Genomic DNA, 19,377 nt, shown 5'->3' on the forward strand with positions numbered 1-19,377 from the left:
TGCAAGTCCGCGCGGCTTACGTCCCCGCGCGTTAGGCGGGCAAGGCCGCGTCGGTAACGCGCAGTTGCACGGTCTCCCGGCCCTGCCAGTGATCGATGTTGAGCGTGCCGGTAAGGTGCAATCGCCCCCCGTCACGCGCTTTCAACAGCGCATCACCAAGGGGCGTACCGGCGGCGCGGAAGGCAATGGCTTTAAGGTTGGCGCCGTCGCCTGCATTCAACGATAGCCGCACATGCCCGCCCTCACCTACGATTTCGGCAAAACGGACCGTATGCGAAGGAAAGGCGAAAACGGGCGTGGGATTGCCAGCCCCGAACGGCCCCGCCCGCTCGACATCGTGAACGAAATCAGGGCTCGCTCCGCGTGCGGTCAGTGCCGCATCGATCTTGAGTTCCGTTCGGGTCCGCGCCATGCTGACCGCGTGGCCGAGCCGCTCGACCATGAAGGTCCGGAATGGCCCCAACTGACCGGCCGCAAGCGTTATCCCGGCGGCCATCGCGTGCCCCCCACCCTTTAGAGCCAGCCCTTCACTCACCGCTGCAATCACCGCAGCACCCAGATCCACGCCGGGCATCGATCGCCCGGACCCCGTGCCGCCGCCATCCGCAGTCAAGGCAAAGGCAAATGCTGGGCGATCGAACCGCTCCCGCAGCCGCGCCGCCACCAGCCCGACGATCCCCGGATGCCATTGCGGCGAGCCGGACACCAGCACGGGGGGACCTTCGCCATCGCCGATTTCCATCTCGGCAGTCGCTACTGCCTGCTCCACCGCCTCCACCTCGATGCGCTGACGTTCGGCGTTGAGATCATCGAGTTTCGCCGCGATCGCCAGCGCTTCATGCTCGTCCGGCGTCGACAGCAACCGCGTGCCCAGACCTGCATCGCCGATCCGCCCTCCAGCGTTGATACGCGGCCCGAGGATATAGCCCAGATGGTAGCATGCGACCGGTCCGGATATGCGCGATGCAATGGCAAGGCTGGTGAGCCCCACATTTCCGCCGGCCCGAATCGCGTCTAGCCCCCGCATCACGAATGCCCGGTTCAGCCCTGTCAGCGGCACAACATCGCAAACCGTCGCCAAGGCCACAAGATCGAGCAGACTTATCAGATCGGGCAGCCCGGCCCGCCCGCGTTCGCGCAAAATGCGGTTGGTCGCCACTAGCGCCATGAACGTAACCCCGGCAGCGCATAGATATCCCAGCCCGGAAATGTCGTTGGGGCGGTTGGGATTGACCAGCGCATCGGCCTGGGGAAGTGCACTCGAGGGCAGATGGTGGTCGATGACCAGAACCGTGGCGCCTTTCCCGCGCGCATGGTCGATCGCCTCGCGGCTCGTCGTCCCGCAATCGAGCATCACGATCAGCGAGCAACCTCTCTCGATAAGGCCGTCTATTGCAGCGACGTTGGGCCCGTACCCCTCGAAAATGCGGTCGGGAATATGCCAGGCGGGATCGAGCCCGAAGGTTCGCAGATAACGCAGCATCAGCGCGGCCGAACAGGCGCCATCCACGTCATAGTCCCCGAAGAGTCCGATTTGCTCGCCGCGCTCGACTGCATGGGCAAGCCGTTCGGCGAGCCCGTCCATGTCGACCAGAACGGAGGGATCGGGCATGAGGTCGCGTAGCGTGGGATTGACGAAACTCGCGGCGGCCTCGACCGCAACGCCTCGCCCCGCGATGACCCGCGCCAATATCTCCGATAGTTCAGTCTGTTGGCCGATGGCCTGAGCCATGCGCGCCGCGGCTGGATCGAGACGATCCACCCAGCGTCGTCCGGTTACGGATCGCTCGACATTGAGAAAGGCTGGGACATCAGGCTTCATACTCCATCTATATCCCGCAACCGAACCGGGGAAAACGCGTTGACGACTTCAAGGGGGAATTCTCCCCACCCAAACCGGCCCTTGCCCCAACTTCGCCCATATTTGGCCCAAGAGCACCCACCGTCAGATTTGATAAACAACGAGGGTCCGAATCGATGAACACCAAATTTCTCTTGCCTTTAGCTGCCATTTCCGCGCTGGCACTCGCCGCATGCGGCGGTGACACCCCGCCTCCGGCGCAGCCCGATCCCGACGCCGGTCCGGAGGTCGTGATCGACGAGACCCAGGAAACCACAGAGCCGCAAGCCGAAACGACCCAAGATCTCACGCGCACGGTGGAGGAAATCCAGCAGGAGGCGGCCGAGACCTTCGAGCAGATCCTGCAGCAAACCGAGCAGACGGGTGAAGAGATGCGCGATCTCGGCACCGACGCCATGCAGTCGATGAACAATCAGCTGCAAGGGGCCGAACAGTCGCTTGAGGCGCAGGTCGATGAACTCATCGCCGGCCTTGCGAACCTTCGCGATGAAAACCTGACCGACGAACAAAAACTCCAGGCTGTCGCCAGCGCCCGCACGGCCGCCGAAAACGCGGCGCGCCTGGCCGGCCGCTCGGAACAGCAAATTGCCGCCCTCGGCCGGTCCACCGAGGATCGCGCCCGCGAAGCGCTGGGGCTCTAGATTATCCATGCGGTGTCGCCCAAAATGGGCGGCACCGTCCCAAACCTAGCGCGGATGCTCGGCCGTAATCCAGCGCACCGTCCGCGACCAGGAACGCATCACCACGCTTGCGGTAATGATTTTCTTCTGGCCGAAGCGCACCCCTCTCAGGAGACTCCCGTCCGTCACGCCCGTTGCGGCGAACAGGACGTCCCCGTGCGCCAGATCTTCGGCGGCATATTTCCGGTCATGATCGGTTATGCCGAGCTCCGTGGCGGCAAGGCGCTTGTCTGGTGTATCAAGGATCAGCCGCCCCTGCATCTGCCCGCCGATACACCGCATGGCAGCAGCAGCGAGCACCCCTTCTGGCGCGCCACCCGAACCGAGATAGATGTCGATGCCGGTGTCGTCGCTGTTTGCCGCATGTATAACCGCTGCAATATCCCCGTCCGGCAAAAGCTTTATCGCCACGCCGATCTCCCGCAACTCGGCGATCAGGGGAGCGTGACGCGGGCGGTCGAGCACGCAGGTGACGATATCGGTCACAGCAACGCCCTTGGCCTCTGCCAGCGATTTGATGTTTTCGGTGGCGGATTTATCGAGATCGACCACGCCCTTGGGATAGCCAGGCCCGATCGCGACCTTTTCCATATAGGCATCGGGCACATGCATAAGCCCGCCACGCTCGGCAAAGGCCAGGACGCTCAGGGAATCCGCGAGGTTCTTGGCACACCCCGTCACCCCTTCGAGCGGATCTACGGCAACGTCGATCGCCGGGCCGGTACCGGTGCCCAGCGTCTGCTCAAGTGCCAGCATAGGTGCGCCATGCCCCTCGCCGATCACCACACGGCCATCGAAATGCACCGCGTCGAGCGCTTCGTGCATGGCCGCCACCGCCGCCTGGTCCGCACGCATCTCGTCGCCCTTGCCGCGCCAGCCAGCCGCCGCAATGGCTGCCTGCTCGGTAATCCGCACGATCTCCAGCGTCAGGTTCCTGTCCGCCGCAGTCGAGGCCGACGTTCCACTGGCAACCATTGGCAAATCCTCGATCATCTCAAATTGCTCGCCTAACCGCTTATCCGGCTTTGCGTAACACTTTCAAGTCGATTTGACCCGGCTCTAGAACTCCTCGATCCGGATCAACTGGGGCTGGCCAACGATGAACCCGTCTCCCGCAACACGCGTCAACGCTTCGCGCACTGCGCTCTCGATGGTTTCATGCGTGATAAGGACGACCGTCCGCGTACTTTCGGCATCCACGCCCGGCTCGACGGCCCTGAGATCGGGGCGCTGGATCACGCTTTCGAGCGAGATGTTGCTTTCACCCATCCGTGTTGCGATGGCGGCCAGCGCACCGGGAACGTCGCGGGCATTGAGGCGGATGTAATAGCCCCCTTCGTGCACCCGCATCGGCGCGCGCTCGCACGGTTTGAGTTCTGCTGCGGGCACGCCGAGCGGCGGCACCCAGGTATCTCGAGCCACGTCCAGAATGTCGCTCAAAACGGATGCTGCGGTAGCGTCGCCCCCCGCGCCCGGCCCGGCCAGGAGCAATTCCTGCACATGGTTGGTCTCGAGCGCCACGGCGTTCAGCACGCCGTCGACACCGGCGATAGCCGTGGTCTTTCTTACGAGCGTCGGGTGCACGCGCTGTTCTATCCCTTGATCCGATTTGCGCGCCATGCCCAGGAGCTTGATCTTATAGCCCAGATCGGCTGCGACCCGGATGTCGGCTTGCGTGATCCGGGAAATGCCCTCAACGAACACCTGGTCCGCAGCGATTTCCGTCCCGAAGCAGAGGCTCGCGAGGATCGCCAGCTTATGTGCGGTATCGTACCCCTCCACATCGAACGTCGGGTCGGTCTCGGCATAGCCCAGCGCCTGTGCATCCCTGAGGCATTCCTCGAACCCGATTCCCTCGGCGCCCATCCGCGTGAGGATATAATTGCACGTCCCGTTCATGATCCCATAGACGCGCGTAACGGTGGCCGAGCCGAGCCCCTCGCGAAGGGTCTTGATGACCGGAATACCGCCCGCTACAGCGGCCTCGAAACCGAGTTGGGTGTCGTTCTCCTCGGCAAGTCTCGCGAGGGCTACGCCGTGCCGCGCAAGCAGAGCCTTGTTGGCCGTGACGACAGGGCAACCGCGCTCCAGCGCCGCCGTCACCGAAGCGAGTGCAGGGCCATCCTCCCCGCCCATCAGCTCGACGAACAAATCAACCTCTGGCGAACGCGCCAGCGCTACGGGATCGTCGATCCAGTTGATCCCGGAAATGTCGACGCCTCTGTCCCGCGAGCGCGAGCGCGCACTTACGGCCGAAATCACGATATCCCGACCCAGCTTGCGTGAAATCGCGTTGGCGTCGGAGGCAATAATGCGGATAAGCGCCGCCCCAACGGTACCAAGCCCTGCGATACCCACACGGAGCGGCTTGGATTCGAGTTCGACCTGCTCGGCATACCGTGCCATTCCCGCGATGATGCGCTGACGCGTATCAGTGCGCGGCTCGCGCCCATCCCTCAGATCGAAAACGAACTGCGGATCGCCCGCAAGGTCGCGCCCGAAGCGCGTCGGGGTCCAATTATGCGTTGCAAGGAAAGTCTCGATGGACTGTTTGAACGACTCGATATCACTCATGCTGCACACAAATTCCTATTGCGTGCAGGAGATCAATAGGAAAAATCCTATTCGGTCAAGGGCGAGAATGGGAGCAGTTGCTCACAGGTGCAGTCCCGGGAGCCAGAGCGATTTCACACCATGCTCCGGCATCCGGCCGATTTCATGCCGACACCCGGAAATGGGTCCCGGGTGCCATCCAAGTATGGGAGAAAATCCTACGCCTTCTGCAGTTTCACGACGTTCCCGCCGCTAGCCGAGCCGCCAAGGAACTTTTTTATCGCCCTTGCCGCCTGCCGGATGCGTTGGTCGTTCTCGACGAAGGCAAGGCGGACATACTGGTCGCCATATTCGCCAAAGCCCACACCGGGCGCCACGGCGACCCCGGTCTCCCTGATCAGCAGCTTGGCGAATTCGAGCGATCCCAGATCGGCGAATTGGTCGGGAATCGGCGCCCATGCGAACATCGTCGCGGCGGGAACCGGGATGTTCCACCCTGCCCGGCCAAAGCTCTCGACCATGACGTCGCGCCGTTGCTTATAAACCTTGCGCATCTCCTCGATGCAGGAATCATCACCATTGAGCGCTGCGGCGGCGGCCACCTGGATCGGCGTGAAGGCTCCATAATCGAGATAGGATTTGACGCGCGCCAAAGCCGCAATCAGGCGCTCATTTCCCACCGCAAATCCCATGCGCCACCCGGGCATCGAGAAGGTTTTGGACATCGAGGTGAACTCCACGGCAACATCCATTGCCCCGGGAATTTCAAAGATCGAATGCGGCGGCTCTCCCTCAAAATAGACTTCGGCGTAGGCAAGGTCGGAAAGTATGAAAATGCCGTGCGTTCGACAGTAGTCCACGACTTCCTTGTAGAAATCGAGCCCTGCGACATACGCGGTCGGGTTCGCGGGATAGTTGAGGATCAAGGCAATCGGCTTGGGGATCGAATGACGCACCGCCCTGTCGAGCGAGCGCAAAAAGTCCTCGTTGGGATCGGCCGGCATCGAACGGACAACCCCTCCCGACATGATGAAACCGAACGAATGGATCGGATAGGTCGGGTTTGGCACCAGGACGACATCGCCCGGCGCAGTAATGGCCTGTGCCATATTGGCAAAGCCTTCCTTGGAGCCGAGCGTCGCTACCACCTGCGTATTCGGGTCGAGCTTTACCCCGAACCGGCGGCCGTAATAGGACGCCTGCGCCTTGCGCAGCCCCGGAATGCCGCGCGACGACGAATAGCGATGCGTACGGGGATCCTTGACCGTCTCCTTGAGTTTTTCGACGATGTGCTGGGGAGTCGGCAGGTCGGGATTGCCCATGCCGAGGTCGATGATATCGATCCCGTCCGCGCGGGCCTTGGCCTTGATCGGATTGATATGCTCGAAAACGTAAGGCGGCAGGCGGCGGATGCGATGGAATTCTTCGCTCATTGGTTCCTCGATGGGGCGCGCTTGTGGCCCCGTATTGTCCCGGCTTTGCGGCGGCACTCAGGCCCAGCCGACGCTCGGGATATTATCTCAACATCATGATGTTCAAAGTGTGAACGGGGTTGCCTGGCAGGCCGGGCCACCGCCCGTGGTCTTTACCGGCCCTGCCTCTCCTTCCCTATGGGAAGAGCGGCAGAGCCTCGATAGCGGTTGCCTCGGCAAAACCGAACGCCACGTTGAAATTCTGGATCGCCTGTCCGGCGCTCCCTTTGACCAGGTTGTCGAGAACCGCAATCACAATGGCACGCCCTGCGATCCGGTCGTCAAAGACACCGATGACACAGAAATTCGATCCGCGAACGTGCCCCGTTGCGGGCAATTCGCCCTTCTCGGCGACCCGCACGAAGGGCTCACCGGCATAGGCCTGCTGCAGTACCCCGCGCAGGTCGTCAGCGTTGGTGGCATTGCCCAGCTTGACGTGAGCTGTCACCAGCTCGCCCCGGCTCATCGGGATAAGGTGCGGGGTGAAGTTGACCACCACATCCGATCCGCAGGCCCGCGACAATTCCTGCTCGATCTCGGGAGCGTGGCGATGCACGCCCACCGAATAAGGCGACACGCTCTCGCCCGCCTCCGCCATGAGGGTATTCTGCTTGGGCGCGCGTCCGGCACCCGAAACCCCGGATTTGGCATCAATGATGAGATCGTCGCTCGAAATCGCCCCGGTCCGGATAAGCGGCAGCAGCGCCAGGAGCGCCGCCGTCGGGTAGCACCCCGGGCAGGCAACGATCCTTGCTTTCCGGATCGCGTCGCGATTGTGCTCGGTCAGCCCATATGCGGCCATTTCCTGCATTTCCGGCGCGATATGCTGGGCGCCGTAGGTGGCGGCATACGCTTGCGGGTTGCGGAACCGAAAGTCGGCACCCATATCGATCACACGGATGCCGGGATTGGCTTGCACGATATCGGTAACCAGCTTCTGGCTGGTCCCGTGCGGCAGACCACAGAAGACGACATCGGCTTTGGAAAAATCGACATCCTCATTGGCAACCAGGTCCGGCAATCCCGCATGAGCGAGGTGAGGATAGACCGAGGACATAGGCTTTCCCGCGTGGGTATTGGCGGTAAGCGCCACGAATTCAAGGCCCGGATGGCGCACGCCAATGCGCAGCAGGTCGGCCCCGGTATAACCGGAAGCGCCCAAAAGTGCGGCTTTGACTGGCGGTTGCATCTTGCTTGCCCTCAATACGGGATTGTGTAAATGAAGCTGTTGCGAGGGGCCGTATTACTGCCGTGCCGGCACAATGTAAATGGCCCAAAGCGCCGGGGAGGCAGAGCAATCCGTCCCTATTCGTGGGTGAGTGTGGGGTGTAGATGAGACGCATTGCGATGGCCACAATCGGCACGCAGGGCGACGTTCAGCCCTATCTCGCGCTTGCGGTGGCCATGAAGGCGCGCGGCTATTCGGTCGTGCTGGGATCGAGCGACGATTTCGAATCCCTGATCACCAGTTATGGAATCGAGTTCCACAGCCTGGGGTCCTCCATTCAGGACTTCGTCACCCAATCCCAGTTCGACCAGGCGATGAGCAAGAACTTTCTCGCCAACGCCCCCGCCCTGCTCCGGCAGGGCCAGAAGATCGTCGATCGCGCCGCGCGTGCCGCTTGGGACATGTGCCAGGGTGCCGACGTAATCCTCTTCCATATGAACACCAGCTTTGCTGTCGATATTGCCGAGGCGCTCGATGTGCCTGCAATCGTCGTTGCGCTGCAACCGCTCAACGCGACGAGCGAGTTCCCGCTCTGCGTCCATTATACGCCGACCTTCGGGCGCGCGATCAACAAGCTGACCTATACGACCATGACCGTGCAGCAGATTTACTACAATCTGCCGCGCAACAAGCTTCGCCGCGAATTGATGAATCTCGAGCCGCGCAAGAAGGGCGGTTTTTTCAAGGATACCGACGGGCGTCCGCTCTGGGTGCTTAACGCCTTTTCCGAACTTGTTTCGCCAAGGCCAAGCGATTGGCCCGACACGTCGATCGTCACGGGCTACTGGCTGCTGCCCGACCGCTCCGGCTGGGAGCCGGACGAAAAGTTCAAGGCCTACCTCGCAGCCGGTCGCAAGCCGATCTATGTGGGCTTCGGCTCGATGCCGTTTGGCGCCGACCGCAACACGGAAATACTTCGTGAAGCGATGCGCCTCTGGGACGGGCGCGTCGTCGTCGCCCGCGGTTGGGGCGGAATCAACCACCGCGAGGATTTCCCCGACAGCGTCTACGTGATCGAGCGTGCACCGCACGACCAGCTCTTCAAGCACGTTCGCGGCGTCGTCCATCACGGCGGCGCAGGCACGACGGCCGCTGGCCTGCATCTGGGCCTGCCGACTTTTGTCGTGCCGCAAACCGTGGATCAGCCGTATTGGGGACGCCGCGTCTACGAGTTGGGCTGTGGCCCGAAGCCGGTCCGCCGCCGCAAACTGACCGGAGCATTGCTCGCGGAGGCCCTGGGCGAACTTGAATCCAACGTGGGATATGCACGTAACGCGGAGGCCGTGGGAGAGAAACTGCGCGCAGAGGACGGAACCGGCAACGCCATCAGCGTCATTGAGCGCGTCATGTCCAACTACCAGCAGCGGCGGGCGGGCGTCACCGCCTGACATCCTGCGGCCAACCGCCCGTTTTCAATGTCGGCCCGAACGTATAAAGCTCACCCACGCCTCACCTCGAGGCCGTGAACGTCTGTCTGGAGAACGCCGTGAAGATACTCGTACCGGTCAAGCGCGTGCTCGATGCCAACGTTGCCGTCAGGGTCAAGCCTGACGGCACGGGTGTCGATCTCACCAATCTCAGGATGTCCATGAACCCCTTCGACGAAATCGCCGTCGAAGAGGCCGCGCGGCTGAAGGAAGCGGGGATAGTGCAGACTGTCACTGCCGTCTCCATTGGCCCGGCTCAGGCAACCGACACCTTGCGCGCGGCGCTCGCAATGGGGGCCGACGATGCCATTCTGGTCAAGGCCGACGGCCCGGTCGAACCGCTCGCCGTCGCCAAGATTCTGAAAGCGCTCGTTGAAACGCATCAGCCTGACCTCGTCATCATGGGCAAGCAGGCCATTGACGGCGATTCCGGACAGGTTGCCCAGATGCTCTCGGCCCTGCTCGGCTGGCCACAAGCGACGTTCGCCTCAAAGGTCGAGATGAACGGCAGCATCGTCCGGGTCACGCGGGAGGTCGATGGCGGCCTTGAAACCATCGAGATGGATCTCCCTGCGGTGATCTCAACCGATCTGCGCCTCAACAATCCCCGCCGCGCATCGCTCCCAAGCGTTATGCAGGCCAAGAAAAAGCCCCTCGAGGAGATCGACGCCGCAAGCCTCGGCGTCGCGCTGGAGCCGACCCTCAGGATCGCCTCGACCCTGCCTCCGCCGGGCCGCAAGCCGGGATCCAGGGTGGAATCGGTTTCAGAACTGATCGATAAACTCAAAAACGAGGCGCGCGTAATATGACGACGCTTATTCTCGCAGAGCACGACAACGCTGCCCTTCTCGGCGCCACCGCCCGTGCGGTTTTGGCTGCCTTGGAAATCGGCGCGCCGATCCACGTCCTCGTTGCAGGACACAATGCCACCGGCATTGCCCAGAGTGCAGCAAAGCTCGAGGGCGTCGAAAAGGTGCTGCTCATCGATCACGAAAGCCTCGCGCATGGCGCGCCCGAACCGGTGTCCGAGGCCGTCGTAGCTGTGGCTGCGGCCTACAGTCATCTCGGTGCGCCCGCGACGACGTACGGTAAGTCTATCATGCCGCGCGTCGCGGCCCTCCTCGGCGTGATGCAGGTTTCCGAAATCACCAAGGTGCTCTCTGCGCACAGCTTCGAGCGCCCCGTCTATGCCGGAGCCGCCATCGAAACCGTTGAGGCAACGGCGGACAAGATCGTCTTCACGGTCCGCGCCTCGGCCTTCGATGCGGTTGGCGAAGGCGGATCAGCTCCGGTCGAAACGGTCGAATTCACCCCGACGATGCGCACATCGCGTTTTGTCGGACGCGAAAGCGCCGGCGGCGGGGGACCAGATCTCGCGAGCGCCAAGATCGTCGTATCCGGCGGCCGTGCGCTCGGCTCGGCCGAGCAGTTCAACGCGATCATTCAGCCATTGGCCGAAAAACTTGGCGCCGCCATCGGCGCATCCCGCGCCGCCGTCGATGCCGGGTACGCCCCCAATGACTGGCAGGTGGGCCAGACCGGCAAGGTCGTCGCCCCCGATCTCTATATCGCCGTGGGCATTTCCGGCGCGATCCAGCACCTAGCGGGCATGAAGAACTCCAAGGTCATCGTCGCTATCGACAAGGACCCAGACGCCCCGATCTTCGCCGTCGCCGATTATGGCCTTGTCGCCGACATCTTCGAGGCGGTTCCGGAACTCACCAAGGCGCTTTAATGAATTACGGCTGGGCGCCGATCCGCGTTATGGCATCGGCGCCGGCCTCCGCTGCCTGCTCCAGACAGGCGAGCGGTCCCTCGCCCCGAAGGTGGGCAGCAAGAAAACCGCCTGCAAAGGCATCGCCTGCTCCAGTGGTGTCGACCACCTCGGCTTTCCGTCCGGGCACCGAGATGATTTCGTTCCCACCGCCTCCAAGCATCGCCCCCAGCGCACCGCGCTTGAGTACGACTGTCTTGTAGTAGCCCTCAAGGGCCTCGATCTGCAGGTAGGGCGAATCCACTTCGGCGAGCAGCGCCGCTTCCTCAGCATTCGGAAAGAAGAAATCCGCCCCGGCCGTCCATGCGAGAAAATTCGCTACACCGACCTCCGCGAGAAAAGCGGTGGAGGCCGGATCGATACTGACGGCTATCCCTGAGGCGTGCGCCGCCGCGATCAACGCCAGCACTGCCGCCCGAGGGCCTGGCTCGAAGAGTGAATATCCCGAGACGTGCAGCAGACTGACGTTCTCGAGCAGCGATTGGGGGAGATCGGCCGATGAAAGCGCCGTATTGGCCCCTCTGTCGGTGAGAAAGCTTCGCTCACCGTCACTATCGACGAGGCAAACCAGCGTGCCGGTTGGCAGATCGGGATCGCCTGCCAGCGCTGTCATCACGCCCCGCGCCCCGAAATAGCCTTCGAGCCCCGGAAGATCGCCTGCGCCGACCCGCGCGACAAAGAGCACATCCGCGCCCTTGGCAGCCAGCCACACCGCCTGGTTTGCTCCTGAACCGCCCGGCACCTGCCGGATCACGGCGCGAACGTCGCTTCCCCGCACGATTGGGCCGTCCGGCACGACGGAAATATCCGTCATAACGTCGCCAATGACGAGAACGCGCCCGCTCATTCAGTTCCGGGCCGATAGCGCCACGGCGATCCGAGCCGCCACCATCGCGTTATGCTTGACCAGCGCGATATTGGCCTCGAGGCTCCTGCCCCCGGTCAGCTCGAACAGCCGGTTGAGGAGATAAGGCGTCAAATCCTTGCGCGTTACCCCGTTATCCTCGGCATCGGCGACCGCTGCGGCGATACTTGCCTCGATCTCGGCGCCGTCGATGGCATCTTTCTCGGGAATGGGAACCGCGATCAGCAAGCCTCCCGGCATCCCGAGCTCACGTTGCGCGGCGATGACTTCTGCTACCTCCCCGGGCGTATCGAGGCGATAATCGACCCCGTATGCGCTCGTGCGGGCAAAAAAGGCCGGAAACACATCGGTCCCATAGCCGATCACCGGAACGCCGTTGGTTTCCAGCACTTCGAGCGTCTTGGGGATATCGAGGATGGACTTCGCACCCGCGCAGACAACCGCGACTGGAGTCTGGGAAAGCTCGCGCAGATCGGCGGAGATGTCGAACGTGGTTTCGGCCCCGCGATGGACACCCCCGATCCCTCCGGTGGCAAACACCCTGATTCCCACCAAATCGGCGATCTGCATTGTCGTGGCGACCGTCGTTCCGGCCGTCTTGCCCGAAACGAGCAGCGCAGCGAGATCGCGCCGGGATGCCTTGGCCGCTTCCCTGCCCGTCCGTGCCAGCGTTTCCAGCACCTCGCCGCCCAGCCCGACGCGTAGCTTGCCACCGAGCACGGCAATGGTGGCGGGAATCGCGCCGTTCTCGCGCACGACATCCTCCACCGCCATCGCCATTTCGAGATTCTGGGGATAGGGCATGCCGTGGGTGATGATCGTCGATTCAAGGGCGACGATGGGCCTGTGCTCGGCCAGCGCCGCCCCGATTTCCTCGCTGATGGCGAGGTGGGCATGGATACTCATATGGCACCTCTTGCAGCAGTATCTGTAAACTTATCAGAACCACAGCCGACGCCGGCCTGCAAGCAAAGCGCCTGCGCATGGTTTCCCTAAAGCAACCCTTCGGCCGCAAGATCCCTCATCAACTGCCGCGAGCCGTACGTCCATGGCGGGCACTCGGTTGAGAGCCTTACGGTATTTACCAATGCGCCGAGCTTGGGCGAAGAAATCGTCACCACGTCGCCAATCTTGTGCGTGAAGCCCTTGCCGGGGCCGTCTCGATCCTTGACCGGCGCGAACATGGTCCCGAGATAGAGCACCATACCGTCGGGATACTGGTGATGCGGCCCCAACGCGGCCTTGACCAGGGATTCAGGCGTGCGGGAGATTTCGCTCATACGGCTGGTCCCTTCGAGCAGAAATCCGTCCGGCCCTCTGACCTCGAGGGTGACTTCAGCCGATTTCACGTCCTCAAGCCCGAAAGTCCCGTCGAATAGGCGTACGAAGGGGCCGAGCGAGGCCGATGCGTTGTTGTCCTTGGCCTTACCCAGCAGCAAGGCCGAGCGCCCTTCCACGTCGCGCAGATTGACGTCGTTACCCAGCGTGGCGCCCACAATCCGCCCGCCAGAGTTCACGGCAAGCGCGATCTCAGGCTCCGGATTGTTCCAATTCGAGATCGGATGTAGTCCGATATCGGCGCCATACCCAACGCTGGCCAGTGGCTGGCATTTGGTGAAGATTTCGGCGTCCGGCCCTATGCCGACTTCGAGATACTGGCTCCAGATGCCCCGCGCGATGAGGTTTTCCTTGACCGCCGCCGCTGCGTCCGAGCCGGGAACGAGTTCTGAAAGATTGGCGCCCACCAACTCCAGAATCTCCCCCCGCAGTGCGTCCGCTCTTGCCGGGTCGCCCTTGGCCTGTTCCTCGATCACCCGCTCGAGCAGGCTCACGACAAAGGTCACACCTGCGGCCTTGACCGCCTGGAGGTCGACCGGCGACAGGAGATGCGGCAGGGTCTGCCGACCTTCCTTCGCGACGCTGTTGGCCATCACGATATCGACGTTCCCGAGGCTCTCGCCCCCCGCGTTCCGGACATAGCCGACAGGATCGTCCATTTCCCAGATGTCGCGCACCGTAGGCGCGGCCTTTGTGGTGATGTCGATGACCTCCCCGTCCCGCACGGTAACGACGCGCGGCAGCGGCGCGCTTCCGATTCGGGCCCGGCCCAGCCAGGTTCCCTCATTCCAAAAATTCATCGGTTTCTCCCCCGAGGATTCGCGGTGTGGACCATAACGGATCGGACCGGCGATACCAGCCCGATTAGATGCACATGGTGATGAAAAGGCTGGGCGCGAGAACGAAAATCATCGAGCCCAGCGCCGCAACGGTAAGCCCGAACCCTGTATAGGCGATCATCTTTCTGGGCTCGGCGTCCGCGGCCAGCAGGTAACGGTAGTTCTGTCGGGCAAACCAGGCCAGAAACAGGGCGTGAACGACGAACAGCCCCACGAGGACGGTGCGCTGGAACCTCTGATTCCACCCGAACTCGCATCCGATCGCATTGACCGCATAAAGCGCAATGAAGGCGATCGACCAGACGATAAAGCCGATGACGAGAAGCAGAAGATCGGCGGACGGCGTCCGGACAAGGGTCATCGTGTTGCCTCCAGCATCCCGATGAGAAACGGCATCGCCATGACCATAAGGATACCCGCGATTCCGGTCAGCGCCGTATAGCCATGCCACAGACTCCCAATCCGCAATTCGAGCTGGGCACCCGGCACGATGAGTCCACGCCACATCTTGATCGCCGCATTGAGCACAAAGAGAAGGCCGATCGCGCAATGGAGCACCCCGTAGCCGAGCAGCGCGAAGGCCGTGGCAGCGTGGGCATGGGCGGTGGGATCAGGCATCCCCGCAATCGCAATCGATCCGGCGGCTATGGTCAGGATGTAAGCGCCCGTCAGCCCCGCAAGGAGAGGCGCGATGCGGCCGCTTCCCCGATTGGTGCGCTCGATCCACCATCCCACCGCGCCAGCGATGGGGTAGCCGATCAACGCAACCAGCATGGCGAGGCCGGTTTCGGCGACGTCCGGTGGCGGCCAGTTCGCCGCCACCAGCCAGTTATAGAGCGTCCCAAAGAGGAGCGACGCGAACAACGTGCCGTTGGCCAGCAGGGCAAAGACCATTGCCCACCACGAAGCTGGCCGGTCCACCTCGCTATGTGGCGGAGCCTTCTCCCCGCGCCCAACGTCAAGCAACCCCATCCCGGGTTCGATCCTGTTGGCTTGCGACCACCACACGAAGCTCAGGGACACCAGCACCGCAAAGGCCAGCGCGACCCAGTAGAACGCGAACAACATCGAAATCACGGCGCCGGCAACAAGCGATGCGGAAACAAGCGGCAGGTACGTCGATTTGGGCAGCAGCGCGACATGCTCAAGCCGTCCGGTGGTCATGTCGACCCCGAGCGTCTCCATTCGCTCTTCGCGGACAAATCCGAGATAGCCATTGCCAGCGGCCAGATCCCGTCCGAGCGTATCGACATCGAGATCGTCCGCCCGTTCCGAAACCTCTGGGAGTGACGCGAAGGCATAGGACGTTGGACGTGTCGGCATCGCCCATTCCAGCGTCCCGGCCCGCCAGGGATTGCGGCCGAACTGCCGCCCGAAATTGAGTTGTAGTATGATGTCGGCCATTACGAGGGCAAAACCCATCGTCAGGATGAACCCGCCCACCGATGACAGGAGGTTGAGCCAGTCCCAACCGAAGGCGGCGGGATAGGTGTAGATGCGCCGCGGCATACCCATGAGGCCGGTCAGATGCATCATGAAGAAGGTGAGGTTGAAGCCGATGAAAATCAGCCAGAAAGCCGGTACCGAAATTCTGTGCACACTCTGACGGCCGGTGAGGTGCGGCAGCCAATAGTAGATGCCGGCCAGCATCGGGAACACGAAACCGCCCACCAGGACATAGTGCAAATGCGCAACGACGAAATGCGTGTCGTGTGCCTGCCAGTTGAACGGCACCATCGCCAGCATGACGCCCGTCAACCCGCCGAGCACGAACACGATGAAGAACCCCACCACATAGAGCATTGGAACGTCGAACCGCGGCCTGCCATGCGCAAGAGTGGCGAGCCACGCAAAAATCTGCACCGCTGTTGGGATCGCCACGACGGCGCTGGCGGCTGAAAAGAAGGCAAGCGCCAGATGCGGAATGCCCACCGTGAACATGTGGTGCACCCAGATCCCGAACGATAGGAAGCCCAGCGCGACGATGGCGATGATGATTGCGCGATATCCTATGATCGGCCTTTGCGCGAACACTGGGATGATGGTCGAGAGCACCCCTGCCGCCGGCAGGAAGATGATATAAACCTCGGGGTGGCCGAACAGCCAGAACAGGTGCTGCCAGAGCAGGGGATCGCCTCCGCGCGTGGGGTCAAAAAACGGCAGATCGAATGCCCGTTCGATCTCGAGCAGGATCGAGGCGAGGATCAGCGGCGGAAAGCCCACCACCATCATCAGCGCCGTCACCAGCATGTACCAGGCAAAAATCGGCATCCTGTTGAGCGACATGCCCGGCGCGCGGATCTTGAGGATTGAAACCGTGATCTCCACCGCTGCAGCGATGGCCGAAATCTCTACGAACGTCACGCCCAAGAGCCAGACATCGGCGTTGATGCCCGGCGTATAGACGTTCGAGGAGAGCGGGGTGTACATGAACCACCCCGAGTCGGGGGCGACACCGAACAGCATCGAGACAAGGATGATCGTGCCCCCGAAAAGGTAACACCAGTACCCGAATGCCGTAACGCGGGGGAACGCAAGATCGCGCGCGCCAAGCACTTTGGGCAGCATGTAGATCGCCAGTCCCTCCAGCATGGGAATCGCGAACAGGAACATCATCACCGTGCCGTGCATGGTGAAAATCTGATTGTAGATGTCCGCCCCCACGAAAGCCGAATGGGACGTCGCCAGCTGGGCCCGGATGAGCATCGCGAGCACGCCGCCGATGGCGAAAAACACCAGGGCGGTGACCATGAACCGCGTTCCCACTACGGTGTGGTTGACCGCGGACAGCCGCCTTAAACCCTTGCCGCTTCCCCAGACCCGCTCAAGCGCCTTGTGCAGCGCTATGGGCGAGCGCGGCTCCATGCTGCTCATGGGGTACCTCCTGATAGTATCGCCTGGTACTCCTCAGGGTCGTGAGCCATGAGGGTAAAAATCATCTCGGTGTGTCCGATACCGCAAAATTCTGCGCAGACGCCCCGGTATGTGCCGGGCCTGTCGGCATGGATGCGTACGACGTTCTCGTGCCCCGGAATGGCATCGATCTTCCCGGCCAATCGCGGCACCCAGAATGAGTGGATGACGTCTGTCGATGTGACCAGCACGTCAACCGGCTGCCCAGCCGGTATGTGCAGCACGTCCGTTTCTCCCGCTTCCGGGTGGTCCGGGTACGAAAACCGCCACACCCACATCTCGCCTCGCGCGGACACGCGCGGAACATCCGGATCGGGATGCGCCAGCAATCGCTCGCCGGTAAAAAGGGCGTAGATCACCAGCGCCGTGAGCACGACGACAGGCATGATCAGCCCGCCGCCTACGATCCAGTGGTAGGGTTCGAAGCGCGCGCCGAGGTCCGGCCGTCGATAGACCACCGCCAGCAAAACAAAGACCAGGAGGGCCAATACGGTAGCGCCGGCCAGCATGACCCACCACAGCCAGGCAATTGACAAGGCAGCGGGACCGGCTGGATCGAGCGTCGACAACGGTCCGGCGCAACCCGCTAGCGCCAGAGCGGCGCCTGCCAAAAGGAACCAGCGCCCGCTCGCCAGCGTTGCCTGCGCAACGCTCCCCCGGAATCGCGAGGAAAAATGACCGAGGACAACAGCAAGCACAGCCCCGTCATGCAGAAGGTCAAGGAGCACTCTGTGAGCTCTGCGGTTGCTGTGGCCGGCCACCCGATCCACGCCATGCTGGTGCACTTTCCCATCGCGCTCATCATGGCCACGTTGGGATCTGACGTGTTCTATTGGTTCACGGGCGACGAATTCTTCCTCCGCGCAGGTGTCTGGAGCGCAGGATTTGCCTTTTGGCTTGGCGTCGCCGCCTCGCTCGCCGGTACTGCAGAATTGCTCCTTGTACGCGGCATCAGGATACGGGTGGGAAGCTGGACCCACGCCATCGCCGCCATGACCCTCCTGGCCATTGCCGCGAGCAACTGGGGCGTGCGCCTCTACTTTCCCGAGGAGGTTCTCCCGCACGGCCTTGCCCTCTCCGTGCTCTCGGCCATTTTCGCCGGAGTAGCTGGTTGGCATGGAGGGAAACTCGTGTTCGATCATGGGGTTGGCCTCATGGTCTCACCAGACGAATGAACGGCTCCAGCACAGGGGCCAGCATCTCGCCAAGGTAGCCGGGCTGGAAAAAATCGGTCTGGAAATCGCGGATATCGATCTCCGGCTTGCCTGAGACGACAACAAGGATTGCCGTGACAACGGCAGCGGTAAACGACGTCACGGCGACATAGCGCCAATTCGGGTAGTGTCCGGCCTCTTCGAACAGCTTGAGGATTACAAGGCCGGTGAGGACGTGAACGAGCACAAGAACGCCGACAAAAAAGAGCTTCACCGTAAACCAGGGCACGAACGTTTGCTGATCGAAGATCAGTACGGTCCCCGATCCAATGGCGACGAACGCGGCGGGCGAGAGGATCACGACGTAAAAGAACCGGGTCATCGCATGCAGCCGGTGCAGATCGTGATCGACGCCCACTTCGCTTCGCTGACGGTAGACGAAAGGCAGGCAGATCAGCCCCGCCGCCCATATGGCGATGGTTGCGACATGGATGAACTTCAGTCCCGCAGACAGCATCAGGTCGTCCGCGCGCGAGGCGCCAGCATGGCCGCGAACCGCCCCAGCGCAACCCCGAAATAAGGCAGAGCCGCCGTCACCCACATCAGCAGCCCCGCAAGCTGTTGGTCGCCCAGCGGCGAAAGGCCGAATGCCTGCGTCGTCCCGAAATGCGCGATATAAACGGGGTGTGACGCAAAGACGAGCAAGGCGCCCAGGAACCCCATCTGCATGACGGTGGCGAGCAGTGCCATCACCCCCGGACCCGCCCGGGTCAACGGTGAGAGCACCTCACGCCAGACGAGATAAGCCGATCCCATCAACGTTACCTGCATGGCCCAATATAGCGCGTCATGCGAAAGCGCCCACAGATACGGGTCCGGCGCGTGCCAGAACCACAATACCGCTGCGTGTAGGATCACCAGCGCAGAAAGCGGGAGCAAAGGTCCGGCCTTCCACGGCAGAGCCACGGCGAGCAGCGGCGCGACGCCCGCAATCAGAATGACATGATGGGCAATGCGAGCAGAAAAAAGTGCCGAGGCCAGCGCACAAAGCGGAGAAATGAACGCGACCGCGATTAGCACCTGCGCACCGACCAGAGACAGGCGGCCAGCAGTGTCGCGACGGCCCCATTGCAGCCAGGCGACGGCCAGGGCGAACATTGCCGCAAGGATGATGGGATCGAAATTCCAGCGCCCCAGAAGCGTTACAGGTGTAGGCGCCGGTCCACAGTAAGGATCGAGATATGGTTCTGGCATGTCGGTATCTGGCCCTCGC

18 protein-coding genes are annotated in these 19,377 nt (G+C 62.4%); 5 read left to right on the forward strand and 13 right to left on the reverse strand.

Annotated features, from left to right (window positions below):
* Positions 1-31: 31 nt before the first annotated feature.
* Positions 32-1,822 (reverse strand): single-stranded-DNA-specific exonuclease RecJ, encoded by a 1,791-nt coding sequence (recJ, locus tag I2G20_RS04485; RefSeq protein ID WP_196258484.1) that lies wholly within the window; start codon positions 1,820-1,822, stop codon positions 32-34.
* A gap of 155 nt (positions 1,823-1,977) precedes the next feature.
* Between recJ and I2G20_RS04490 the strand changes: the two genes are divergently transcribed.
* Positions 1,978-2,502, forward strand: coding sequence for a hypothetical protein (locus I2G20_RS04490; protein WP_196258485.1), 525 nt, complete (start codon positions 1,978-1,980; stop codon positions 2,500-2,502).
* A 45-nt stretch (positions 2,503-2,547) separates the two neighbouring features.
* On the opposite strand, the gene glpX is transcribed toward I2G20_RS04490, so the two are convergent.
* The 4 genes from glpX to argC all read right to left on the reverse strand — a co-directional run bounded on the left by glpX (position 2,548) and on the right by argC (position 7,755).
* Positions 2,548-3,516: a class II fructose-bisphosphatase gene (gene glpX, locus I2G20_RS04495; RefSeq protein ID WP_196258486.1), complete on the reverse strand. Its 969-nt coding sequence runs from the start codon at positions 3,514-3,516 to the stop codon at positions 2,548-2,550.
* Between the two features lie 84 nt (positions 3,517-3,600).
* Positions 3,601-4,947 carry a homoserine dehydrogenase gene (locus tag I2G20_RS04500; protein ID WP_196258803.1) on the reverse strand — a complete coding sequence of 449 codons (1,347 nt, stop codon included), beginning with the start codon at positions 4,945-4,947 and terminating at the stop codon, positions 3,601-3,603.
* Positions 4,948-5,312: 365 nt separating this feature from the next.
* The gene (locus I2G20_RS04505; protein ID WP_196258487.1) at positions 5,313-6,527 is read right to left on the reverse strand and encodes an LL-diaminopimelate aminotransferase; all 1,215 of its coding nucleotides are present in this window, start codon (positions 6,525-6,527) and stop codon (positions 5,313-5,315) included.
* Positions 6,528-6,702: 175 nt separating this feature from the next.
* Positions 6,703-7,755 carry an N-acetyl-gamma-glutamyl-phosphate reductase gene (gene argC, locus I2G20_RS04510; protein ID WP_196258488.1) on the reverse strand — a complete coding sequence of 351 codons (1,053 nt, stop codon included), beginning with the start codon at positions 7,753-7,755 and terminating at the stop codon, positions 6,703-6,705.
* Positions 7,756-7,898: 143 nt separating this feature from the next.
* On the opposite strand from argC, the gene I2G20_RS04515 reads away from it, so the two are divergent.
* The 3 genes from I2G20_RS04515 (at position 7,899) to I2G20_RS04525 (ending at position 10,956) form a co-directional block, all read left to right on the forward strand.
* Entirely contained in the window at positions 7,899-9,182 is a 1,284-nt protein-coding gene (locus I2G20_RS04515; protein WP_196258489.1) for a glycosyltransferase, read from the forward strand.
* Between the two features lie 98 nt (positions 9,183-9,280).
* A complete protein-coding gene (locus I2G20_RS04520; RefSeq protein ID WP_196258490.1) occupies positions 9,281-10,030 on the forward strand; it encodes an electron transfer flavoprotein subunit beta/FixA family protein in 750 nt (249 codons plus the stop codon).
* Positions 10,027-10,956, forward strand: a complete 930-nt coding sequence (locus I2G20_RS04525) for an electron transfer flavoprotein subunit alpha/FixB family protein (protein ID WP_196258491.1) — start codon at positions 10,027-10,029, stop codon at positions 10,954-10,956. Before I2G20_RS04520 ends, I2G20_RS04525 begins: the two co-directional genes overlap by 4 nt.
* 4 nt (positions 10,957-10,960) lie before the next feature.
* Here the strand turns inward: I2G20_RS04525 and I2G20_RS04530 are convergent, their stop codons facing one another.
* The 6 genes from I2G20_RS04530 to coxB all read right to left on the reverse strand — a co-directional run bounded on the left by I2G20_RS04530 (position 10,961) and on the right by coxB (position 17,678).
* On the reverse strand, positions 10,961-11,842 hold the full coding sequence (locus I2G20_RS04530) for a carbohydrate kinase family protein (protein WP_196258492.1): 882 nt from the start codon (positions 11,840-11,842) through the stop codon (positions 10,961-10,963).
* The gene (locus I2G20_RS04535; protein WP_207747536.1) at positions 11,843-12,766 is read right to left on the reverse strand and encodes a pseudouridine-5'-phosphate glycosidase; all 924 of its coding nucleotides are present in this window, start codon (positions 12,764-12,766) and stop codon (positions 11,843-11,845) included. It abuts the gene before it with no gap.
* An 86-nt stretch (positions 12,767-12,852) separates the two neighbouring features.
* A complete protein-coding gene (locus I2G20_RS04540; protein ID WP_196258493.1) occupies positions 12,853-13,998 on the reverse strand; it encodes a fumarylacetoacetate hydrolase family protein in 1,146 nt (381 codons plus the stop codon).
* Between the two features lie 64 nt (positions 13,999-14,062).
* A complete protein-coding gene (locus I2G20_RS04545; RefSeq protein ID WP_196258494.1) occupies positions 14,063-14,398 on the reverse strand; it encodes a hypothetical protein in 336 nt (111 codons plus the stop codon).
* Entirely contained in the window at positions 14,395-16,911 is a 2,517-nt protein-coding gene (ctaD, locus tag I2G20_RS04550) for a cytochrome c oxidase subunit I (protein ID WP_196258495.1), read from the reverse strand. The genes I2G20_RS04545 and ctaD overlap by 4 nt, the downstream gene beginning before the upstream one ends.
* The gene (coxB, locus tag I2G20_RS04555) at positions 16,908-17,678 is read right to left on the reverse strand and encodes a cytochrome c oxidase subunit II (RefSeq protein ID WP_343070305.1); all 771 of its coding nucleotides are present in this window, start codon (positions 17,676-17,678) and stop codon (positions 16,908-16,910) included. The genes ctaD and coxB overlap by 4 nt, the downstream gene beginning before the upstream one ends.
* On the opposite strand from coxB, the gene I2G20_RS04560 reads away from it, so the two are divergent.
* Complete coding sequence (locus I2G20_RS04560) at positions 17,658-18,125, forward strand: DUF2231 domain-containing protein (RefSeq protein ID WP_425502615.1); 468 nt, start codon at positions 17,658-17,660, stop codon at positions 18,123-18,125. The two genes, coxB and I2G20_RS04560, sit on opposite strands and share 21 nt — an antisense overlap.
* Here I2G20_RS04560 and I2G20_RS04565 read toward each other — a convergent pair.
* Together I2G20_RS04565 and I2G20_RS04570 are read right to left on the reverse strand one after the other, a co-directional pair.
* Entirely contained in the window at positions 18,103-18,621 is a 519-nt protein-coding gene (locus I2G20_RS04565; RefSeq protein ID WP_246472833.1) for a CopD family protein, read from the reverse strand. The genes I2G20_RS04560 and I2G20_RS04565 overlap by 23 nt on opposite strands.
* Positions 18,621-19,358 (reverse strand): cytochrome c oxidase assembly protein, encoded by a 738-nt coding sequence (locus I2G20_RS04570; RefSeq protein ID WP_196258497.1) that lies wholly within the window; start codon positions 19,356-19,358, stop codon positions 18,621-18,623. The genes I2G20_RS04565 and I2G20_RS04570 overlap by 1 nt, the downstream gene beginning before the upstream one ends.
* Between the last annotated feature and the right edge of the window lie 19 nt (positions 19,359-19,377).

Origin of the sequence: Pelagibacterium limicola (assembly GCF_015694405.1) — a bacterium.
GTDB lineage: Bacteria > Pseudomonadota > Alphaproteobacteria > Rhizobiales > Devosiaceae > Pelagibacterium > Pelagibacterium limicola.